Source organism: Candidatus Poribacteria bacterium, from assembly GCA_021295715.1.
GTDB lineage: Bacteria > Poribacteria > WGA-4E > WGA-4E > WGA-3G > WGA-3G.
Map to the genome: position 1 here is coordinate 32589 of JAGWBV010000050.1, position 22888 is coordinate 55476.

Annotated in this window: 16 protein-coding genes; 1 reads left to right on the forward strand and 15 read right to left on the reverse strand. The window is 48.3% G+C overall.

Annotated elements, in window-relative coordinates; genetic code table 11:
- Nucleotides 1-49 precede the first annotated feature (49 nt).
- From J4G07_13520 to J4G07_13545, 6 genes are all read right to left on the reverse strand, one after another.
- Nucleotides 50-2776, reverse strand: a complete 2727-nt coding sequence (locus tag J4G07_13520) for a VCBS repeat-containing protein (GenBank protein MCE2415014.1) — start codon at nucleotides 2774-2776, stop codon at nucleotides 50-52.
- Complete coding sequence (locus tag J4G07_13525; GenBank protein MCE2415015.1) at nucleotides 2754-3959, reverse strand: glycosyltransferase family 4 protein; 1206 nt, start codon at nucleotides 3957-3959, stop codon at nucleotides 2754-2756. The genes J4G07_13520 and J4G07_13525 overlap by 23 nt, the downstream gene beginning before the upstream one ends.
- A 21-nt stretch (nucleotides 3960-3980) precedes the next feature.
- Nucleotides 3981-4343, reverse strand: coding sequence for a hypothetical protein (locus tag J4G07_13530; GenBank protein ID MCE2415016.1), 363 nt, complete (start codon nucleotides 4341-4343; stop codon nucleotides 3981-3983).
- On the reverse strand, nucleotides 4261-4836 hold the full coding sequence (locus J4G07_13535; GenBank protein MCE2415017.1) for a hypothetical protein: 576 nt from the start codon (nucleotides 4834-4836) through the stop codon (nucleotides 4261-4263). The genes J4G07_13530 and J4G07_13535 overlap by 83 nt, the downstream gene beginning before the upstream one ends.
- Before the next feature lie 98 nt (nucleotides 4837-4934).
- Nucleotides 4935-7502 carry a polynucleotide kinase-phosphatase gene (locus J4G07_13540; protein MCE2415018.1) on the reverse strand — a complete coding sequence of 856 codons (2568 nt, stop codon included), beginning with the start codon at nucleotides 7500-7502 and terminating at the stop codon, nucleotides 4935-4937.
- 136 nt (nucleotides 7503-7638) lie between these two features.
- Nucleotides 7639-9042 carry a 3' terminal RNA ribose 2'-O-methyltransferase Hen1 gene (locus J4G07_13545; protein MCE2415019.1) on the reverse strand — a complete coding sequence of 468 codons (1404 nt, stop codon included), beginning with the start codon at nucleotides 9040-9042 and terminating at the stop codon, nucleotides 7639-7641.
- Between the two features lie 463 nt (nucleotides 9043-9505).
- On the opposite strand from J4G07_13545, the gene J4G07_13550 reads away from it, so the two are divergent.
- Complete coding sequence (locus J4G07_13550; GenBank protein ID MCE2415020.1) at nucleotides 9506-10990, forward strand: hypothetical protein; 1485 nt, start codon at nucleotides 9506-9508, stop codon at nucleotides 10988-10990.
- A gap of 176 nt (nucleotides 10991-11166) precedes the next feature.
- Here the strand turns inward: J4G07_13550 and J4G07_13555 are convergent, their stop codons facing one another.
- The 9 genes from J4G07_13555 to J4G07_13595 all read right to left on the reverse strand — a co-directional run bounded on the left by J4G07_13555 (nucleotide 11167) and on the right by J4G07_13595 (nucleotide 22711).
- Complete coding sequence (locus tag J4G07_13555; protein MCE2415021.1) at nucleotides 11167-12309, reverse strand: mandelate racemase/muconate lactonizing enzyme family protein; 1143 nt, start codon at nucleotides 12307-12309, stop codon at nucleotides 11167-11169.
- Between the two features lie 37 nt (nucleotides 12310-12346).
- On the reverse strand, nucleotides 12347-13261 hold the full coding sequence (locus J4G07_13560) for a hypothetical protein (protein MCE2415022.1): 915 nt from the start codon (nucleotides 13259-13261) through the stop codon (nucleotides 12347-12349).
- Nucleotides 13262-13310: 49 nt separating this feature from the next.
- Entirely contained in the window at nucleotides 13311-14852 is a 1542-nt protein-coding gene (locus tag J4G07_13565; GenBank protein MCE2415023.1) for a 9-O-acetylesterase, read from the reverse strand.
- A gap of 87 nt (nucleotides 14853-14939) precedes the next feature.
- Nucleotides 14940-17366, reverse strand: a complete 2427-nt coding sequence (locus J4G07_13570) for an AAA family ATPase (protein ID MCE2415024.1) — start codon at nucleotides 17364-17366, stop codon at nucleotides 14940-14942.
- Nucleotides 17367-17499: 133 nt separating this feature from the next.
- Nucleotides 17500-18009 (reverse strand): Uma2 family endonuclease, encoded by a 510-nt coding sequence (locus J4G07_13575; GenBank protein MCE2415025.1) that lies wholly within the window; start codon nucleotides 18007-18009, stop codon nucleotides 17500-17502.
- Nucleotides 18010-18192: 183 nt separating this feature from the next.
- On the reverse strand, nucleotides 18193-19425 hold the full coding sequence (locus J4G07_13580; GenBank protein ID MCE2415026.1) for a threonine synthase: 1233 nt from the start codon (nucleotides 19423-19425) through the stop codon (nucleotides 18193-18195).
- Between the two features lie 314 nt (nucleotides 19426-19739).
- Nucleotides 19740-21071 (reverse strand): hypothetical protein, encoded by a 1332-nt coding sequence (locus J4G07_13585; GenBank protein MCE2415027.1) that lies wholly within the window; start codon nucleotides 21069-21071, stop codon nucleotides 19740-19742.
- Between the two features lie 2 nt (nucleotides 21072-21073).
- Complete coding sequence (locus tag J4G07_13590) at nucleotides 21074-21781, reverse strand: hypothetical protein (GenBank protein ID MCE2415028.1); 708 nt, start codon at nucleotides 21779-21781, stop codon at nucleotides 21074-21076.
- A gap of 738 nt (nucleotides 21782-22519) precedes the next feature.
- The gene (locus J4G07_13595) at nucleotides 22520-22711 is read right to left on the reverse strand and encodes a hypothetical protein (GenBank protein ID MCE2415029.1); all 192 of its coding nucleotides are present in this window, start codon (nucleotides 22709-22711) and stop codon (nucleotides 22520-22522) included.
- Nucleotides 22712-22888: the final 177 nt, after the last annotated feature.

Below are 22888 nucleotides of genomic sequence, written 5' to 3' on the forward strand. Positions count from 1 at the left end.
TGCGTGCTTTGTCCGACCTTTAAGAGGTTCTTGCATACCTAATTTTCCTTTATTTCAGTATGACGAGTCGTCTTGTCTGTTTGAATGTCGGCGTTTCTAACTCACAAATGTAAACGCCACTCGCCACCTGTTCTCCTAACTCGTTTTTGCCGTCCCAATACGATGCTTCACCGCGGCTCAAGTAATACCCAGCAGTTTGATGTCCAGCGAAGAGTGTCCGCACCATACGTCCTGAGGCATCATAGATGCGTATCGTGATGTCACTATCTTTTGCGAGTTGGTACGGGATCCACGTCTCTGGATTAAACGGATTTGGATAGTTGGCATGGAGTTTTGTATCTAACGGTTCTTCAATAGATATCAACCATACTTTTAAAAAACGTTTGACTAATTCCTTATGTGTAGCATTTGTTGAGACTTCTTCAATCTTTCCGTAAAAGGAAACGAGCAACGCGGTGTCAGCATCCGATAAACGGCTTTCAGTAGATCGATACTCCTTATGATATGGTGCGGCTGCAGTCTCTCGGTTGCTCTCAACCGATCTGAGAATCCAGACGAGATCTAAAATACTTACTTCACCATCTTTGTTGACATCTGTCCGAGGTTTTGTTGGTGGACTTTCCCCGAAATGCTTAACAACCAGAACAAAATCAAGTATATCTACTCGACCATCCTGATTGACATCTGCAGAGAGAGTTGTTCGTCCGTCAGCCTCAACAACTCGTAATACTTGGTTCACGGGTACATCCTTCAATATTTGAACGATGCCGCTGGGCCAATGGATGATCAGTTCACTGACAGTTTGGTTCTGGGCAAGTCCAAAATGGATGCGTTTCTGGTCTTGTTGACACCAATGGATACCGCCGCCGTTTTCTCGGAGCTGGGTCTTGCCATCAGGCGTCGTCGCGAAAAGCCTTGCTCCAATTCCATCCCGATTGGAAACGGTTCCTTCTAAATCAATCTGAAGCCAGTTATTGCCACCACCGGTGTTGTGGAAAAGTTGATCTGGTCCGTCGTTAAAAGGGAAGCCTCCATAGCCATTGGTAACGAAAAGGTCGAGATACCCATCGCGATCGTAGTCAGCCATTGTAACACTGTGTCCCTTGCCTTGTACGTTAGCTGCAGCTCCACCTGCGTCAGGCACTTGAAGGAAGGTGCCATCCCCTTGGTTTTCATAAAGTTGATTGGGAAGATTCCCGGCACTACTTAACCGGACGATATATAAATCCAGATCCATATCATTATCAAAATCGCCAGTCGTGACAGAGCGTCCACCCAGGAACTCGTTAGGTCCGTTGGCAGTAATTTTCCTACGAAACCCATTTCCGGTATTGATTAAAAGGACAGATGCTGGATTGTAGAAAAGCTCCGTCGGAGAAAAGTTAATCCGTTCCACCTCAGATATCGACCCTTCCGTTGAAACAACTGCATCGAAACCGGTCCAATTGTTCGTATGTGACATCTTATAGTATAACAGGGTCCACTTCTCTGTTGCAGGATCATATCCTATATAAATGCCAAATAAATCAAATTCGGGACGTTCTTCCAAACCGATAACTTTAGGATCATCAGGAGATAAAACAAATTTAAAGGTTCCAGCATTGCGAACCGGATCGGCCCCTGCAAATTCACCGTCAAATTCTGCCAACCGATGCCCGTCAGATCCAATAGATATGAGAGATGGACGCGGTTCCCAAACCGAATAAATTTCAAAACGTACATCGCCTTCTGCTTTAAAACTGACTCCCTTTTCGCCTCGGTTATTTCGAATATTGAGCCTTAATGTCGCGGCATCTACCTGTTCAACGTAAGAATTATAGACACCTCGAACCAGAAAGGCATCTGAGCGCAAATCACCATTGAAATCAGCATACACAGCATCATAAACGCTGTATTGTTCAGGGAAATTAAATGTTGACCCTAATTCTTGAAAAGGGGTAACCGATATATCATACACCCCCCGTGGGTAAGGTCCACCACTCACAATTAGGTCCATCTTCCCATCCCCTGTTATATCAGAAAGGTTGGCAAATTCCACACTGTCTTGGAATAACGATTCATGGGGACCGCTTACCCCGAAAAATCCGGTTTGTTCCTGTTGAAACAATATCGAGGCGATGGGTGAATCGATATCTGTTCTGAGTCTACCCGTTAACATGAGATCTAATTTCCCGTCGTTATTGAAATCCATCCAAATAGGTGTCCGTCCTCGCATCAGTGGGACATCAACACCAAGCTCAGAACCCCGCTCAATAAGCATACCATTCTCGTTCAGATAGAGATGATTTTCACTCTTTGGGTCGGGAGCCCTAACGCGTCCTCCGTAACTCCCGGATAGCAGAATCAGATCTTGGTCCCCATCATTGTCAAAATCTGCCCATGCCGCGCCGTGCGTATCCACAGCTGGATTCGCGTTCCAAACCGTGTCAATAATGTCCGTGAAAGTTCCATCACCGTTGTTACGATAGAGACTCGGTTTGTGCCTGTGATTGGTAGCCCATAAATCCAAGTAGCCATCGCCGTCAAAATCCGCCCAAGCGTTGCCCCAACTTTCACCGATTCGTGTAATTCCAGCCTGTTGTGATACCTCTTCAAACTGAATATCACCTGACGCAGGGGATAGCAAGCAGAAAATGGGCAACAACGAAATAGTTATCAGTTTTAAGAGAGGATTTGGTTGAACAATATGCTTCTTTAACCGACAACCGACAACCGATAACTGATAACCAACAGAATAGATAGGCATTAAAATGCTACAAAAATTGTTGATAGACATTCATAATCCTTTCATAGTGGACATCGGCATTAAACTCTGTCTCCATCTTTTGGCGACCCATGCGCCCCATCTCGACAGCCTCGTTCTTATGCTCAGAAATCCATAGAAGACGCTCTCGAAGTGCTTCTCGCCCACCCGATGGAACGAGAAACCCATCAACGCCATCTACGATGAGTTCTGGAATCCCACCTATATCAGCACCAATGACCGGCTTGCCGTAAGCATAGGATTCTAAAACAGACATCGGACAGTTCTCATACCACTCTGATGGCAAGATTGTACAGATGCTATTCAGAATGAGTTCCCGGAGCTCATCGCCCTGCTTAAAACCGAGGAGGTGAATATGATCACATGCGTTCTCTTTAACGATCCGCTGAATCTCGGGCATTGCTTCACCATCGCCGACGATGTAGATCGGGACTTGCTTGAGCGGTGCTGCCGCTTCTATCAAGGTCAAAATCCCTTTGCTCCGGTGCACCCGTCCGAAGTAGAGGATATAGTCTCCTACGTCGAAATTCGGTGTGATGTTAGAGACATCGACAAAGTTATGAACGGTTGAGATTTGGTCTTCCGGGATGCCGTGTGAGATCATTTTTTTCCGAAGGAAATGAGAGACGGAAATGAAATGGTCGAATTTCTTGACGGCACCGAGGATGCGTGATACATAAGACTCCGTGACGCTCAACGCAGTCCGTGCAAGTGAACCCCTGTTGCACCGTTTTGGGAGCGCGCGCCAAAAGTGTTTACCTTCACACGCCTCGCAAATTTCATCGTTTGAGAGATGGCTATAAACTGGGCAGGTTAACTTGTACTCATGTAACGTCTGAATGAGCGGAATTCCGTCTTTTTTTAGTACTTCCAAGATTGAAGCAGTAAGTTTACCGTAGTAGATATGGAAATGCGCGAGGTCGATATCCGTGTCTTTCAATAACCGTCGAATTGATTTAACGGCATCGTGTGAATATAAAAAGCGCAATAGGTCCCCTGCTCCGGGATGCTCGAAGTCGGCACCGCGCGGGAAATAGTGTTCCCATTCGGAGGGTTCGTTATTAGGGTTTGCCGCTGTGAAGGGCACGACCCGATGTCCGTGTTTTTGCAATAACTCGGCGAGGGTAAAGAAGTACCGATCGGAACCGCCACGGACATAGTAGTTTTGTGAGACGTTCAGAATTGTACTTTTCATTTTCACCATCATTCACTCCTGCTATAGATCGATGAGAAGTGCGGCGATCCGCGCATCTGCGAACGGTTTATAATAGACTGTGCCTATCTGTTTGGTCGTCAGCACCGGATCAGCAGCATCTACAATAACATTCGCTATCTCGGTAGTATCTGAATTTCCCCACCAATTATTGGTTACTATCAAGTCAAATTTTACATTCAGACGGAGTGCGAAGATATTTGTGTTCAGATTGTTGTTTTGAATAATAGATTGGACATTTTCACAGAAGATACCTGTCTCGTTTTTGGTGATATTGTTTTTCTCAATCTTCGGACGCGTTTGGCGTCCGATAGTGCTGATTCCGATATGATTGTCCGTCGAGGGCGATGGCGGTTTTATTTTCACGAAGGATGCACGCTGCTACAGTCGGGGATGTCGTTTTGATGTCAAGGGCGACTGTGGCATGTTCGATAACCGCCCCTCTGACAAAACTCTCTAAACCGTGTGTGTGGTCAAAGACGATACCAATCCAATCGCCGGGGGTAGGTCCAACATTATCCGATGTGAGATGCACAAGTCGAGTTACTGGGTCTTGATCTAAAGGTGTTCCGATCTTTAAAATACCTCTTACTGTGAGAAGGGCATCCCGTCCAAATTTAACAGTCGTGCCGGGTGGGATGTTGAGGGTTACATTCTGTGGAATCTCCACTGTTCCCTGTACAATATACGTTTTTTCGGGGTCCCACGTTTCATTCTCAGTGAGTCGATGATCTTTAAGAACAACTTCAGCATTATCTCCAGGGGGTCCGAGAATCGGGGTTTCTTGCGTCGTACAGCCTATACCCACCGCTAAACCCAAACAGAAAATTAATAGGTAGTATATTAATCGAATTATCATTTTTCTTTCGCTGCTTCCTATTTTGTAGGGTTCGTTGCAGTTTATGGAGATTTTCATCAAAAAATTTGGATACGAATGTTGATCTTAGCCACAATACTTTAGAGTCTTGGATCAACCGCCTCACTTTCGAGTGCCAGAATTCCGAACACACATTCATGAACACGAGACAACGGTTCACGATGCACAAAACGTTCAAGTGCCTCAACACCCAAGGCAAACTCTCGGAGTGCGAGGGAACGTTTGTGAGAGAGTCCACGGGAACGTAAGCGTTCTAAATTTCGAGGTAATGTATATTCAGGTCCATAGATTATCCGCAGGTATTCACGACCTCGACACTTTACGGCGGGTTGGACCAATCCTCGCTTGCCTTGAACAATAAAATCCAGAGGCTTGATGACTACGCCTTCACCGCCCTGCTCGGTGAGTTCTTCCCAGCGATGGATTGCCTCAGTTTGGCTTGTGTCATCGCTCAGATCAACCACCCCGTAGGGAGTTGCCAGCAACAGGGTGTCCTCAGAATTTTGACAGAGTTTGCTAAGCATTTCCATGTGCCACAGATGGTCTTTGTTGAAATACACCTCGCCCTCTGTCGCAAGTAGGTGGAATGGAGCCAATTTTAGGTCTGCAACGGATTGGACGTGCCAGCAGTATTGCTGATAAGCCTTGATATATTCGGTTACTGCCTTTGCGCGTTGACGATAATCATCCAATATAAAATTTGCTTCAATGCCTCGTTCGGCAGCCGCTTCCAAGGATGCAACTGCTTCCTCCAACGCGACACGAGCCGATGCGCCTACCGACGCATATTGTTGACGTAACAACTCCTGAGCCTTGACTGACCAAGGCATTAATTCACAATCAAAACAGATCCAATCTGTATTGAGCGTCTCCCAATAACCGGCTCTGTCCACTGCAGTTTTCACCTGTTTCAACAATTCGGTTTCAATATCAGCATCATTAAAGAATCGTCTGCCGGTGCGTGTGTAACAGATACCAAGGATGTTGTCCGCAATACCAAACCGATTTTTTGCGGTTTCTGGATCACGGCAAACGACAACGACAGCGCGTGACCCCATGTGTTTTTCTTCCCAGATGACCTTGGATATGCCCTGCTTTCGATAATAAGTGAACGCTTCCGTTGGATGTTCGAGCACATCTGGTTTGTTCGTTGTTTCGGTTGGAGACATGGTCGGTGGCAGATATATAAGCCATTTTGGGTTTACAGCGAAACGACTCATTACCTCCAGTGCGGTTATTGCATTCTCTTCACGGATTGTGACGTTGTGATGTAATCGGGTGCTGATAATACGTTTTCCGAGGACCTCATCAATGTTTAGGATATCATCAGACCGCTGCGTTTCGACAGGACGGAGTCCGGAATCCGAGTTCCCTCCGACAAGAAGTGGCTTAGCCGGTTGATAATACATTTGGTGTGCTGGGATAGACACGAGTTCTTTTTCAGGGTATCGCAATGCTGTTAGTTTTCCACCAAAAACACATCCGGTATCAACGTTGATTGTTCGATTTACCCATTGCGGCTCGGCGACTGGCGTGTGTCCATAGACAACCATTGCATTGCCGCGATACTCATCAGCCCAATTGCTCCGAATCGGCAAGCCGAATTCATCGGTTTCGCCAGTTGTTTCGCCATAGAGTGCAAATTCACGCACGCGTCCGGATGCCCTGCCCTGTAATTCCGCCTTCATTCCAGCATGCGCAACGACCAACTTCCCGCTGTCAAGTACGTAGTGGCTCACCAAGCCATTTAGGAATTCCGTGATTTGCGTCCTAAATTCGGCAGATTCTTCCTCCAATTGAGAGAGCGAATCCGCCAATCCGTGTGTCGGATTCACATTCCTGCCGCGAAGCGCGCCAACCAACTTTACGTCATGATTCCCCGGCACACAAAGGGCTACTCCGGTCTTTTGCATTCCCATGACTAAGCGCAATACTTCGGCGACTTTTGGACCTCGGTCAACAAAATCCCCAACGAAGATTGCTTTCCTGCCTTGCGGTGACTCAACAATGGTTTCACCGTTTGGCGACGTTGAGATTTCATAACCGAGTTCTTTGAGCAATTCGACAAGTTCATCGAAACAACCGTGAATATCACCAATGATGTCAAAGGGTCCCTGCTCGCTTGTGCGGTTCACCCACAATGGCTGTCTTTCTACACGGGTAGTTTCAACAGCCTCCGGTGTGGACATGACATAGGTGAAGCGCCGAAAACCTTCGCGTTTGAGATTGCGCAGCGAACGGCGGAGTTGCTGGCTCTGTTGGCGAACGACGTGAGGTTTTAAATTTCGGTCGGGACGTGCCTCGTTTCTTTCCTGACAGAGTTTTGTCGGCATGTTAAACACAATGGCAACGGTTAAGCAGTGGTATTCGTGCGCCAGTGCCAGCAAAGGCTTCCGTGCCTCAACCTGGACGTTCGTTGCATCAATGACTGTTAATTTCCCTGCAGCGAGTCGTTTCGAGGCGATGAAGTGCAGGACCTCAAATGCATCGTTTGTTGCAGTCTGGTCGGTCTCATCGTCTGAAACAAGTCCTCTGCAGAAATCCGATGAAAGAATCTCGGTCGGTTTAAAATGCTTATGTGCAAAGGTGGACTTGCCTGACCCAGAAGGTCCAATAAGAATTACAAGTGAAGGTTCAGGAATTTTCATATTTTAATTTTACCTTGCAGATAAGCAACAGGATTTGTACTTGACGTTTTTCGTGTTCGAGCCGAAAAATACCCAAGCAAAACATCCTTCCACTCCGTTTCAGGCTTGTGCTTTGGATTATGGAACTGCGTCCGTTCTATTCATCAATTCCTTGGGTAAAGACCGCCATCTGCGTCGGTGGACCAACGTCTTCAGTCTCTGGTCCGACCGGGTGAAATGCGACGGTGTAATCGAAGCGTTTAGCAACATCTGTTGCCCAAGATTGAAACTCGTTCCGTGTCCACTCGAAACGGTGGTCTTTATGTCGAAAGGGTCCAGCCTGCAGATTCTCAAATTGGACGTTGTACTCTATGTTAGGTGTGGTCAACACAACCGTCCGAGGACAAGCAAACTCGAAAATCACCCGCTCAAAAGCGGAAAGTCGTGTCAAATCTAAGTGTTCGATTACCTCTATAACTGCAGCTGCATCGTATCCAACCAAGCGTTTATCTCGATATCCGAGCGATCCTTGGAATAGGCGAATCCGCTTTTTCTGTTTCTCAGGTAACCGATCGTAATGGAGCCGTTCCTGCGCGATTTTCAGCACATGATGTGAAACGTCCATTCCGACAATCTCCTCAAACCGTTCCTCAGCCAACAATTTACGAAGAAGTTTTCCTTCACCACATCCCAAATCAAGAACACGTCTCGCGCCAGACTTTTTAAGGACTTCAGTGACGCTATGTAAACGGACTTCGTTTAGACCGATACGTTCTTCGACGAGTTCTTCTTGTGCTTGACGGTATTCGTCAGTCTCTTGAGCATCTTCTTCACGCAATTGGACAAGTGCCTCACGAGTGAGTTGCCGTTGATGCTTCAAGTAGCGACGGACAATAAATTCTTGTTCTGGATGAGCGGAGAGCCAGTTATCACCATGCTTTAAGAGTTTTTCGATTTCTGCATCGCCAACCCAGTAGTGCTTCTCATCGTCAAGGACAGGAATCAAAACGTAAAGGTGTGTGAGGAGTTCGCTCAACGAACAGGTCTTTTCGAGTGTTACCGTAAAATAACGGCTTTCGCCCCAATCCGGAAATTGTGTATTTAGCGCGTGCTGTTCTGCCTGAATTGTATAACCGAGCGGCTCGAAAAGCCGCCGCAACAACTTCTCTCCGCCGCGACACGGCAGAATGGATAACTTCGCGCTGAGAGGAATCGCAGTCTTCACGAGTTCTGGACGTTCTTTGCACTTGGCGGACAACGCGCTGCTAAATACCCGTGCGATTGCAACACTCAAAAACGACGAAGCGACGTAAGGGCGATCATTGACGTACTGTGATAGCGCGAAATTTTCCGAAACCTGCCTGCGAGGTCGGCGGACAAGTCCAACCGAATCAACGTCGAGCAGCAGTGCTACCGTGCACATTCCGGTATGTGCCTCCGGATAAAAGACATGTGCCTGACCAAAGGGAAGCCCAAAGGATTGGATTCTCGCTGGGTGTTTATGCAACAGATAACCGAGGTCTGTCGCAGGAGAATATGTGGTTGATATTGTCAACAGCATATTTTAATTTATTGCCTCTGGGCACCGCTCCATTTCATTACGCGGTGGTCTCTGGTTAATTCGAGAACCCGCTTTAGATGATGAGAGGTCACTGACTTTACCAAAAACCTGCGTGAAACGAAATTAGGTTTCTTTAAATGGCATAATTTGTCTTCGCTTTACTTATGGAACATAACCCAGATTTAATCGTTAGAAAATCCTCAGCGGTGCAAGCATTAGATAATACAAATCAGCCCTTAAGTCCACCTACATTACATTATACCTTCCTTACTGGAGCCCGTCAAGTCTTTACAGCGTCTTTCAGAGACATTCGATCCCCAGTTGTCAGTTTTGGGATTCAGTAAGTTCCAATGCATGACATTTGTTTTAAACCTCAAAAAGCAGTATAATAGAATCAACCTTTCTTATCTAACATTTCACACTACCAAATATGATGGAAGCCACGCTCGGAGGATATTGTAAAATGGCGGATTTTGATTCTCACTCATATACACCGGTATACCCGGGTCCAAACGACGATCTGCTTGAGGCACAAGCACGAGTTTGCACGGGACCGCACCAGACGCGTCCGTTAGGTATAAGTCCTTCAGATTTTCCCCAACCGGAGCCACTACTTGAAACGCTTCTGAAATCCCTTAGAGGCGAACTCCCGGAATCGGATGCAACTTCAGAGGCACAGATGGGTGCGTTTTTTGCGGCGATGACACTCCGCGCCTATTTCCCAAAAGCAACACAGTGGAGTCCAGCAGAACAAGCGGCATTTCGTAAATACCGTTCAGCACTGACAGAGCAACTGCCTCCGGAAATTCAATACCTCATGAACCCTGAGCACGGCTATGTACCCGCGAATTCGACAGAAGCACTGGTCGTAAATGCGTTAGAAAAGATTCTACGGGCAAAACATTTAGGCTATACCGAAACCCGCGAGATGTGTAAAGCCATCCTTAGCGATGACGTGAAACCCGCTTTCAAAGGTGCTGCGCTTATCGGACAAAGAATGAACCGCGAGACCTATCAGGAGGTGCGAGGGTATCTTGATGCATTTTTCGGACCCGAAGCGGTTGAACCGATTGACATTGCGGAATTAACACACTTTGGGCAACCTTATGACGGCGCAACTCGCTACTTTCGCCCGACCTTGTTCGTCGCTGCAGTGCGTGCCGCACTCGGCGAAGCATCACTCCTCCACAGTGTCGATGCGATGCCCCCGAAAAATGGTGTAACAGAGGAAACTATCCTGAAGGCACTCGGCGCGAAAACGCAATTATCACTTGCCCAGACGGCTTCACTGATTACAGATGAGTCGGTGGGATTCGGATATATCAGCCAGCGCGAGTACTGTCCGTCCGCCTATAACTTGCGCGAACTGCGGGTACACATCAAGAAACGTCCACCTTGGGCTGCGACTGAGAAAGCACAACAGTTCTTTTCGGCACGAGAAGCAAACTACATGGTGCTTGGCTATTATCACATCGGTTACGAGAAACCACTGCTCCAATTGGCGTGGGAACGTGGATTTGATGCGGCGGTTGCTGTGAAGGGAGAGGAAGGGACAAGCCACTACGCACTCCGACTCGGGAAGCCTTCTACGAGCGATAGGATGGCAATCAACTACTCTCAAGGCTTCCGTCGTGTAAACGATACCCGTGAAGATTTTGCGTTGGATATCGATCCAGAGATTTATGGATTTGACTATACGCGAAGCCCACGTCCAGAGATTGTCAGTGCGGCGGCATTTGCAGAAGCCGGTGTGGCGGCACTCTCCGGCGAAAAAGGGCATATCTACGACAGGATTCTCCTAAACACAGCGATGGTAGATTACCTGTTAGGAATTTGCCCAGAACCTAAAGATGCGCTTGCCCGCGCCCAGTCAGTAATGAAGGATGGGAGCGCGTTGAAGCGTCTGCAGGCGTATATAGCCGCCAGTCATCAGTCATCAGTCGTCTGAATCAGGATTTGCAGGATTCAAGGATTTGCAGGATGAGAGCGGGTCAGTTCTCCGTCAGCAAGAGGGAATGGAAGGTTGGAAGACTGAAAGGGTGGGTCCCCCATCTTCCTCCCTTCCAGCCAATTCCTTCCAACCCAACGCTGATGGTTTCCAATATGCTGAAAGCTGACAGCCGATTAAATGTAACCCGTTGAACCATCGGGTCGGATGGGGCTGGTGCGCTGCCAATGGATGTATTCGTTGTCGGTGATCGCGGATTCGTCCACCTCTACACCCAAGCCTGGACGGTCACGCAATTCCAGATAACCATCTTTTGGTAGATAAGGTTCGTCCACCCAATCGTTCCATTCCGTCTCGGTGGGCAAAAGATACTCAAGGATTTTGAAATTCGGGGTTGCGGCGGAGAAGTGGACATTAACAGCCGTTGCGAGTGGTCCCATCGGGTTATGGGGTGCGACACTGACGTAGTGTGCTTCGGCAATTGCGGCAATCTTCCGCATCTCTAACAGCCCGCCACAGACACAAATGTCCGGCTGAATGATGTCAGCCCCTTGTGCCGAGATAACATCCAGAAACTCAAAGCGCGTATAGAGAGATTCGCCTGTCGCGAGCGGCACTTGCATCTGGGCGCGCAGACGCGTCCACGCGGGCATGTGTTCGGGTCGCAGCGGTTCCTCATAGAAATACGGATCATAGGGCGCGAGCGCATTTGCGAGTTGAAGTGCACGAATCGGCTCGAAGATCTTGGCGTGAGGATCGAAGGCGATCTCCCAATCTGCGGGTGTGTTATTCCGAATTTGCTCAAAATAGGTGGCGGCGGCATCACAGACGCGTCCCCAACGATCTGCATCTGGATCGAGTTGGTAAGGACTCGTCTTGAAAGCAGTAAATCCCCAATCTTCATGGAGTTTGTGTGCTTGATCGGCGGCTTCAATGCCATCCCTGCCACCGATACCACGGTAGATCCGGATACGGTCCCGAGCATGCCCACCGAGGAGCATGTAGACCGGTAAGCCCGCCGCTTTTCCACTGATGTCCCAGAGGGCATGATCAACAGCAGAAATAACAGCAAGCCCCGCACCGCCAGGTGGAAAACGGAACTGCTGATGCAGTTTCATCATTATGTATTCAATTCGCCTCGGGTCGTCCCCTTGAATCATCTCGAAGATGTAGTCCGCAATCGGTTCAACAGAGAGGTCGGGACCTGTAGAGTAGGCTTCACCCCATCCGTAAAGCCCTTCGTCTGTTTCGACTTTGATGAGACCGCGAGGTCGATTGCCAAATCGCGCCATAAAGGTTTTGATCGCTGTGATTTTCACGTTTTTAGCCCTTGCCTCGGTTACGGCAGAACGGAGCCTACCTCTGATTTTGTAGGTTTTCTGTGAATGCTTCCAGGCTTTGTACTCGGGGAGCGGATCGGAGCAACTCTTTCAAACGTTCCAAATCCTCAATAGTTTCAAGCCGTGGCTTTAAAGCTTGAACCGCTTCGGGTTGAAACTGATCGCTTAGGAGTGTCAGAATTGAGTCAATGGTCCCGGCTCTTTGACCGCGTTCGAGACCGCGTTCGAGACCGCGTTCGAGACCGCGTGCTTCCGCTTCTTGAATATATTCTTGGAAAAAAGGAGATTCTTGCATAATGCCCTCCGGTAAACGTTCTTCTATCAGTTGTCTGTCGTGAATCAACCCACCAAAGATGCCCAAAGCTGCAAGCAGTAGATTTATGTCCTCCGAACCCACATTTGAAACTACTGTTGCATCAACACACTTCTCGAACCACTGAAACTCGCTCATCTCTGAAGGCGGTTTCATTAACGGCGTGAGAGGTAACAAACCTGGCTCCTGCAATTCCAAAATTGATTCTCCCTCTATTTCAATCAGTCGCACCACTCTATACTGGTGCCTATACTCGCAATCATACCTCCGATATGCATAGAAACCTGGATCGTTTAGACCGGCACGGGGATGCAGATAGAGAACACTGCAATAGACATTCAACTGATGTTCCCTGATGAGAAATCCGTTATAGCCTGCGAAACGGAATTGCATCGGTTCTCGACTATCGAAAGTTTGGACCTCGTTGTGGAGGATAGCAGTCTCACCTGAGAATTGGACCTTCAGTGTGCTATCGGTGTGGTGCGTTTTGAGTGTAAGTTGCTCCGTTGCCAATTCTTCCAGTACTATCAGGTCTGGATACTCAAGAATATGCTCAGTGAAGGGCTTCGGGTAGCCCAGGGTCACAAATTTGGCGGCATTGTCGTAGCGCTGTCTCATAGAGATAGTATACCACAGCGCGCCAAAACCTGCCAATTTTTTTAACGTCTTACCAAGGGTGCGTCCGAAACGGTGACGCGGGTAACCCTTCCTTGTTGACGAGATTCGGTTCCGCACTTTGATGCCAACCGAATCGAACCGCGACCGGATTCGCAACAGCATCGCTGGACACAATGATAGTGTTACCATCAACCGTTGCAGTCGCTTCAACGAATTGCTTGTCCTCGCCTGCGATTTCAAACCATGTCAGTGGTTGTCTATCTCGTGCCATCAAGCCACTCCCGACAGAGTCAAAGTTCAGTCGAATTGTGTTTTCCTCTACCATCATCGACTTGTAAAGTGGACCAGAATGGGTTACATCTCCTCTGCCATACGTTTTCGCGAGTGCCAACAACGCAAGCCGCCTACCAACCTCCTGCTTGTTTCGAGGATGGATGTCTTGGAGGTTACCGACATCTGTTATTACAGCCATGCCGGTATGAGGGACGGATAACGTCGCGGCTTGTGCTTCCCAAATTGCGGGTAGAGAAAATGGGCTGGCTCCCCAACCGTAGTTAAAGGGAGCAAGTTGGACGAAATAGAAGGGAAAATCGCCCTGTCCCCAAACCTTACGCCACCCATTGATAAGTGCTTTCATCTTTTCGTGGTAGAGCATTCCGTCCTGAAGGTTCGACTCGCCTTGATACCAGAGTGCGCCACGTATAGCGTAAGGGACGATCGGATGCACCATGCCGTTATAGAGTCCGGTTGGTCTTGCATGATGCCTTAAAGGATGTCTGTTTTCAGGTATCTGTGTAAGGCGAGCGTTGGTTTCTAATGCCTTCCGTGTTTCCGCTATCCACGTTTCAATCTCCTTCATCTTTTGCGGAAGTTGCTCGCGATAGTTCGCATCCGCTTCTTGAATCTCTTTGGATATGGATTCAAGAGCAAGGACGGTTGTGAAGCCGACCGGTGGTGTCCACGGTTCAATGCGGGTGCCACCCCAATTGGTACTTATTAATCCAATCGGGACGTTGAGGTTTTTGTAGAGTTTTCTCCCGAAATAGTAAGCAACAGCGGAGAAATTCTCGATTGTTGTTGGGGTGGTTTCATGCCAGTCGGCTTCTACATCTTGCTGAAGCAGTCCGGAAGGTCTATGCGGAATGTCAAACAGTCGGATTGTTGGATAGTCTGCCGCAGCGATTTCTGCATCACTGTCCTTTGAGGCACGGACCGACCATTCCATATTCGACTGTCCGGAACAGACCCAGACCTCACCAAAAAGGACGTTCGTGAGCTCAAGTGCATTACTTCCAGCAACACGAAGCGTATAGGGACCCCCGGCTTGCGTTACGGGCAGTTTAGTTTGCCAGTCGCCTTCCGCGTCAGCAGTAGTAGTCGTTGAGAAAAGCGGATCAGCACCCTCGTTCTCGGTGCTAAGGGTTACAGTGATCTCTTCGCCTGCGGATGCCCAGCCCCAAATGGGAACTGGCATGTCGCGTTGCAGCACCATATTACTGCCGATGACGCGCGGCAGCGTAACCTCGGCATACACGAGGGCTTGTGTGAAGAGTGATAGGAAACCGATGAGAAATAGGGTTAATCGCTTCATATTTTTAATTTTCCTTGCGGTTCGGAGAGGGGTTTGGGTATTCACGTGCCTCTCCGTAGAGTCGCCCGGCGCGATGCTTGGACTGGGTTAATCTCCTCGTCCTTGAAGGCGTTCGGCGAGGTAACTGTTGCGTTGCATGACTTGATTGTTGCGGATACAGATGCCGAGTGCGCGTTTGGTCCCGACGATCACGACGCGTTCCTTCGCACGGGTGATGCCGGTGTAAAGCAGATTCCGCTGTAACATGAGATAGTGTTGCGTGTGTAAGGGGATAACAACGGCGGGATACTCGCTGCCCTGTGCCTTATGGATAGTCGTTGCGTAAGCCAAAACGAGCTCACCGAGGTCTGCTGTATCGTAAGCGACCTGTTTATCAGGGAACTGAATGTACACCTTTTTCTCAACGTTTTCAATCGCGACAACTCTCCCAATATCGCCGTTAAACACGTCATAGTCGTAGTTGTTGCGGACTTGCATCACCTTATCACCGATGCGGAAACCACCTGCGGTTTGAGATCGCCCCATAGGTTCCGACACTCGTTTGTAAGTCCGAACACCGAACCTCGATTTTTCTAAGGGATGGGATACTGGTGTTGTATACTCCGGGTTCAATACCTCCTGGAGGCGTTTGTTGAGGTTTTCAGTGCCGAGTGTCCCGCGCCGCATAGGGCATAGGAGTTGGATATCGTCCATCGGATGGTAATCGTAGTGCTGCGGTAGCCGATCGGCAATAAGGGAACATATTAATTCGGTAATTACCTCGGGATCTTCCTCCTCCATAAAAAAAAAGTTCCGATCTGTATCGCCCGTGAGTTCTGGGAAATCGCCTTTATTGATGCGATGGGCATTTGTGACGATCATACTCTCCTGCGCTTGGCGGAATATCTCGGTGAGTTGAATAACGGGTATCTTATGGGAATCAATGAGTTCTCTGAGGACATTGCCTGCGCCGACAGAGGGCAGCTGATCGGTGTCTCCAATGAGAATGACAGTCGTCGTCGGACGAATTGCCTGCATCAAACGGTTCATCAGGACGAGGTCCACCATAGATGTTTCGTCAACGATGACGACATCTGTGTCTAAGGGGTTCTGCCGATTTCGCTTAAACCCATTGTTCTGTGGAGAAAATTCAAGTAACCGATGAATGGTTTTAGCTTCGCTGCCGGTTGTCTCACTGAGACGTTTCGCCGCGCGTCCGGTCGGTGCCGTCAGGGTGATGCGTCTACCTTCTGCTCCAAACAGACGAATCATGCCGACAACAGTCGTTGTTTTACCGGTGCCGGGTCCGCCGGTAAGGATCATTGCGCGCGTGGCCATTGCAGTATGGATTGCTTCGCGTTGTTGTGGCGCGAAACGGATACCCATCTCGCTCTCTAATTGGGTGAGGGATGGCGTAGTGTTAGAGGACAGGGGAGCGATGCTTTGCCCTTGATCGAAAGCAAGGAGCCTCAAGAATTGGTTTGCGACTCCTAATTCGGCGTAGTAAAAGGGGGCGAGATAGATGGCGGATTGGTTATGGGTTGTCGGTTGTCGGTTATCGGGGGGGTGAAGATTGGAAGATTGGAAGTCTGGAAGGTTGGGATTCGCATCCTTCCCTTCTTCCTGCCCGCCGGCTCTATTGCTGACAGCTGAGGGTTGGTCGTTAGTCTCGTAATCACCCTGCGTCTCGTCTATGCCAATCTGTTCGTCGGTGTCCAAGAAGTCTTTAAAACCGGGATTAATAATTTCCTCTTTTTCGACGAGGGCAGAGATCCCCTGCTCAATCGCTTCCAGTTCCTGTTCAAGCATGGTTTGGCACGCCTCAATAAGCTCGGCATGGCGTTGGAAGACGTGTCCATCATCAGCCTTCTGGCTGAGAACATATTTGATTCCGGCTTGCACCCGTTGCGGGGCATCCTTATCAATGCCGAGTTTCTGTGCGATTGTGTCTGCGGTTACAAACCCGATACCATAAATATCATCAGCAAGGCGATAGGGATCTTCTGTGACGATCGGGATTGCGTCGTTTCCATAGGTTTTGTAAATTTTTGCGGCGTGCGCTGTGCTGACATCGTGCGATTGCAGGAAAAGCATGACGTTTTTTATTTCGCGTTGCGCTTCCCACGCTTCCTTGATAATTTGTACCCGCTTCCGTCCGATACCGGGGACGCGCGTCAATTTTTCAGGTTCGTTCTCAATGACATCCATTGTATCCATACCGAATTTACGAACGATGAGTCCGGCCATCTTGGGACCGATGCCTTTGATGAGACCTGAGCCAAGATATTTTCTTAATCCGACGACGTTCGCGGGGAGGATAGTTTCATACTTCTCAATCTGGAACTGTCTGCCGTATTTGGCGTTGTCGACCCATTCACCTTGTAGGAGAAGACTCTCACCTGGATTGATAGATGCCAAATTGCCGACGACAGTGATGAGTTCGGCATGGTCGCGCGCGGAAAGCCTTCCGACTGTGTAGCCGGTGTCAGGGCTTTCATAGACGATGCGTTCGAGTATCCCCTGTAGCATTTCCATTTTTTAATTCAGTCCTAACCGGAGGTATTAGGACACATTGATATTGGACGGCAATTTCTAAAAATCCGCCTTTCGTCTTTGGCTATAGGCTGCCGTCTTTGGCTAAGTTTTTTAAGACAATACATAGAGCGAACTACTGAAACAGGTGTGCAACTGGACAAGAAAACCCCGGCACGACATTCTCACCGGTGAGTGTATCATCACGCGTGAGCATCTCAATATCCGTCTCAGAACGATATACCGTCCCGGTTTGGGAAACAGGTTCAAGCACCCAGACGAGAGAAGTTCCCGCGTTCAAATATGCGAGTGCCTTCTCAGCAACGCGAGATTGGACATCCGAGGGAGAAACAACCTCAACCGCCAGATTAGGTGGTATAGGAAACCCCTTTGTTTTGTCGCCTGTCAACTGTGCGATCGCAACAAACGCGACATCAGGTTTCATGATACGTTCCCCAACCTGAAACGTGGTCTCCGCAGTGTACAAGCGACCCAGTTTATTTTTATATACATACGCGTCCAGGTATCGAATAACATTGACACTAATCTCACCGTGTTCTCTCGACGGCGGTGGCATTGGTACTAATTCTCCCTTAACATATTCATAACCCTCTACATCGTGCTCGAGAAACTCCTCCAACGTCATTTTCAGGCTTTCTGGCGGACGTATGCCTTGCTCAACTTCGTGGATTTCTTGTAGCGTCATGTCCTTAGTTCCTCCGTATAGAAAGTTTGCAAATGAACCAGAACCCTCTGGAACCCACTTGACGGACTTTAGAACATTTCACAGACTTTGAAACTTTTCCCAACCGAAGACGCTGAATGAGATCTATCCAATTTCCGTCATCAGTTTCCGAAAAGCGTTGAGTTGTGGGGCAATGATATGTGATGTATCCGTTTTGTTCTCAAGTGCTTCAACGGTTTTGAGACCGTTGCCTGTAATGGCGAGAACCGTAGGCTCATCAGGTCCAATGTGTCCACTCTCTATCAATTTTTTCGCGGCGGCGAGTGTGACGCCCCCAGCGGTTTCAGTGAAAATACCTTCAGTGGAAGCAAGGAGTTTAATGGCGTCCACGATTTCAATATCGGTGGCGTGCTCGCCAACCCCGCCGGAGTTTCGGACGGTATCAACAGCATAGATGCCGTCTGCGGGATTTCCAATAGCGAGCGATTTAGCGATCGTGTTGGGTCTAACAGGCTTTACAAAATCGCCATTCTCTTTGTATGTATTGACGATGGGTCCACAACCCTCGGCTTGGGCGACATGGATTTTAGTGTTCGGTTTATCTATTAATCCCAAAATGTGGAATTCTTTTAAAGCTTTGCCAATCTTTGTGATGAGAGAACCACCGGCGGCAGGTGCGATGATATGCGCAGGTGCTTTCCAGCCGAGTTGTTCGATCAATTCAAAGCAGAGGGTTTTCGAGCCTTCAGCGTAGAAAGGACGGATGTTGATGTTAACAAATGCCCACGGATAGACCCCGCCAATTTCACTACAGAGTCGGTTGACATCGTCATAAGTGCCGGTGATACCGACGACTGTCGGACCATAAACGACGGATGCAACGACCTTGCCAACTTCGAGATCCGCGGGGATGAAAATAAAGCAATTCAATTTCGCGATGGCAGCGTGCGCGGCGACAGCGTTGGCGAGGTTGCCAGTGGAGGCACAAGAAACAGTATCAAAATCGAATTCTTTTGCTTTGCTTAAGGCGACGGCTACAACCCGGTCCTTAAAAGAAAAGGTCGGATGGCAGACGGTATCATCTTTGATATAGAGTTCTTTGACGCCAAGGGCGTCTCCAAGATTTTTGGCTCGGACGAGAGGTGTAAATCCGGTGTTCGTGCCATCTGTCGGTTCACCATCTACCGGCAGGAGATCTGCATAACGCCACATGCTTTCTGGACCGTTTTCTATTGAACGCCTTGAAACAGATTTTTGTATCTCTTCATAGTTATAGTCTACTTCGAGGGGCCCGAAACAGAATTCGCAAACGTGAAGAGGCTCCTTGGGATACTTCTCACCACATTCACGGCATTTGAGCCCTAATACTTTTTCCATTTTTTTAATTTTCCTTTTTTAATTTTACCTTGCGGATAAGTAACGAGGTTTAAAACTTTAAGGCTTTCCGTGTTCGGGTTGAAGAAACACCCCAGCAAAAACCCCTCCACTTCGTTACGGGCTTGGGTTTTGGTTTCATGTTCCTAAGGAAAAAGAAACGTCAAAATGCACAAATCCAGTTACGAATTAACCGAAAACCCGCAAGAACAACGGACGCAGCGGCCCAGGGGACCGTAAATTAAAAAACCTTCAGAACCCGAAAACGACGACTTCACCAATGAAAGAAGTCGTCGTGGTGCACCATCATCAGAAGATTAAATTGTCAGTTTAACGCTAAATTCGTTCTTTCCAGATTGTAATGTGAAACGTATAAAAAGCGAATGTTCCCCTATCCATCTGACATCATCGACGTTGGATTCAGTTAATTGCAAACCTTCGTGATCGCCCCAGACTACTATCCCATAAGGCATCGTCCTCGTTGACTCTACCGCAATAGCAAGGTGTAGTTGCGTCCGGTGTCGCGTCGGTAAAAAGCCGGTTAGGACAGGTTTATTCACCTCGGATTGTAACACTCGTTCAGCGGCATAGTTTTTGATTTCAACAGGATCCATAGCACCTTCAACAAAAGTGAATTCGCATGCCGCGTCGTAGTAAAACATTTTTAACGTAGACTTCGGCTTAGCAGTTTCCTCTTGGATATCTGTACTCGTTTCTATAACAGCTGTCGGTTCGGTTTTCTGGCAACGTTTAATGTAATCGTCAACCATTTGAGAAAGAAGTAACGGTTTTGTGTCTTGAATACCAACGACGTGTGCGAAGTAGGTATCGAGTCGTTCCAATCCCTCTTGCCCAAGGTGCGCAACGGTAAGTGGGTCGATATGTTCCACATAACCAAGCCATTGATTCCATGCTGTGCTTCCTACATAGACATCATAATGTTGTTGCGCTGTTCCGTTTAAGAGCACCGCGCGGAGATTATGCACGTCTTCATCGAGATGCCCAGCGGTATGGTAAGGTATACCGACAATCTTTTCAAACGATTGCGCAGAGTCTGTGTCAGTAGTCCCTCGTGCGACAATAGCATCAAGAACAGCTGAAGCCTCAAGCGGGTAAAAACACCCAAAACCGCCCTGGTCGGAAACCTCAATTTCAGGAACATTGGGGTCTGTTTCATCAATATCCTGCTGATTCCAGTGGTAACCCCAAAGTCCTCGGAACCCAGTCTGTTCAAGTGCCCGCAGGAAAGTATCATTCTTGAAGATTGCCCCTGCGATGTTAATGTCCGTGCAAGGTAGTGTTCGCTTGAGTCTGTCGCGTTCCCTGATTATATACTCTGGCAGCTTCTCTCGCATCGTGACGAGATGCGATGCCATGGCTTCTGTGCTGGCACCCGGATTTGCGTTTCTTTCCGCCTCCCAGTTCGTTTCCCAGATCTGTCTGATGTCGAGCATCAACAAAGGCGCGTCCCCGTTCTCTGTGTGGAATGTTGTAAGCAATTTCGCGATGGCTGGCGCAGATTTGGTATCGACTGCCCATGTTATGGGTATATCGTGTTTATGCGCGACCTCTGCTAACAGTCGGACACCTTCACGTAGCCGCTCTCGGTCTTCCGCTATTGCTGTGCTTACCAATCCATAACTCAGCATTACTATTCCAAAAAGACGGTAACGCCCATGTCGGCATACTTTTGGCGGGTGCTGGGACTGCCGTTCCTAAAGCAGACAGCGGTTGTCGTTCCTTGCAAAGCTTTCGCGACGTATTCAACACAAGCATCCACGGTTTGGAGTGCATGATTCGGGTGGCTCTCAATGCTGAATGTCAGATCAGCAGGACCAAAGGAGAGACAGTCAACTCCCGGCTTCGCGAGATGTCGCGCATGTGTGACGGCTTCTATGGACTCAATTTGCATCCAGAGGATGCCATTGGCGTTCCACCAGTCGGCGTACTCCAGCCGTTCTCTGCCTTCGGAATTCACCCGGGCAGCACCACCCCAACTCCGAAGCCCCTGCTGCGGATAGTAGAAAGCAGCAACTGCTTCGTTTACGGTTTCATCTAATTCGACCTGTGGCACCTCAATACCCGTAGGACCTAAATCAAGACAGTTGCCAATGAGATAAGCGTGTCGGGTATGCTTAATCCGAAAGTTGACTGGAATCCCCAATTCATTCGCCATGTTACAGAAGGCGACGAGCCGATCTTCGTTGTATGGAGAATGTTGGCTATCCACAGCGACAAAATCGTAGCCGTCCTCTTCGACTTTGGCGATGAGCGCGTCGGCAGACGCTGCCATAGAGACGTTAGCGCCATAGACGAGTTCTCCGTTATGGATCCGTTGTTTCAAATTTGCTGCTGACATTGTTACCCCTCATTTTTTAGCGCAGCTTGCAGGTTTCCAAAACTTGCCGTAAAAATTATCTGCGGTGTGCGTAAGTTCAGTTTTAAATGCAAACGGCATAGCAGATGCTATTCCGAAACCGAGGCAGGCACTTCAAGTCGCGCCTGAGTTTCTATAATTATACCCTAAAAATCCTTTTCTGTCAACGGATTTGTGTTTTGGAAGGCGGGATTCAGCTCGTTAGTTTAAGAGTTATCAGTGGGGCAGGTGTTAGTATCTGCGGTTCAATCGTGAACTAAGGGTGAGGGGTTATGTGAGGTGCTTCCATATCTGCAGATTTCACTAATATTTTCAGAGTTAGGAGTCGGGAATCGGAGTTCCCTCCTACAAGAACTGGTTGTCCATTATCCTCGTAGGAATTGCATCTGTTGGTTGTCGAAGTGACATCCCGATTTCTGGGTTGGGCGGATCCGCCACGCATCAGGTAAGCGGACGCGGGTGTTGATAACATCCGGGTTCTTGAAGTAGAGTTTGTTCATAAACGGCTATCAGCGGTCAGTCATCAGTAATCAATGAGCCTATAAAATGTTACACTGGTTAACATTGGGTGTACAGAGGTTATCGGATAGAACCCAGTAGCTGTAAGGGTTTATAGGCTTTTGTTTTTCGAGCCTCGTTGTAAAAAAAGAATTTGGTGGAAAGTGTAACATTTTATTTCTCGCTCTATCAACAAAACGAAAAATATAATATTACTATACGTCACACTGGTTCCATCACGAGGTGAACCTCGCGTCCATCCAGCACGAGGAAAATATCAAATTCTAATTCAGCCCCTAATGTCTGCTTCATCGTCTCAACAGCCTCTCGGACAACTGGTGCGATCTTCGACGCGAGTTCCAACGGGGATAAATCTGTTACAAAGTCTAATTCCATTTCCAATTTGCGTTTCATTTGGATAACCTCAACTTCGTTGTCACAGTCATAACGTATCACCACGGCAAATACTTTCGGAATGCGCCGAGGTGAAACACATACCACGAAATGTTATAATAGAACTCATAGCGAGTAGAAGTTAAGAATCGTTGAAAGTTACACGAAAGTTAATCATTGAATATGCTAAATAACGAA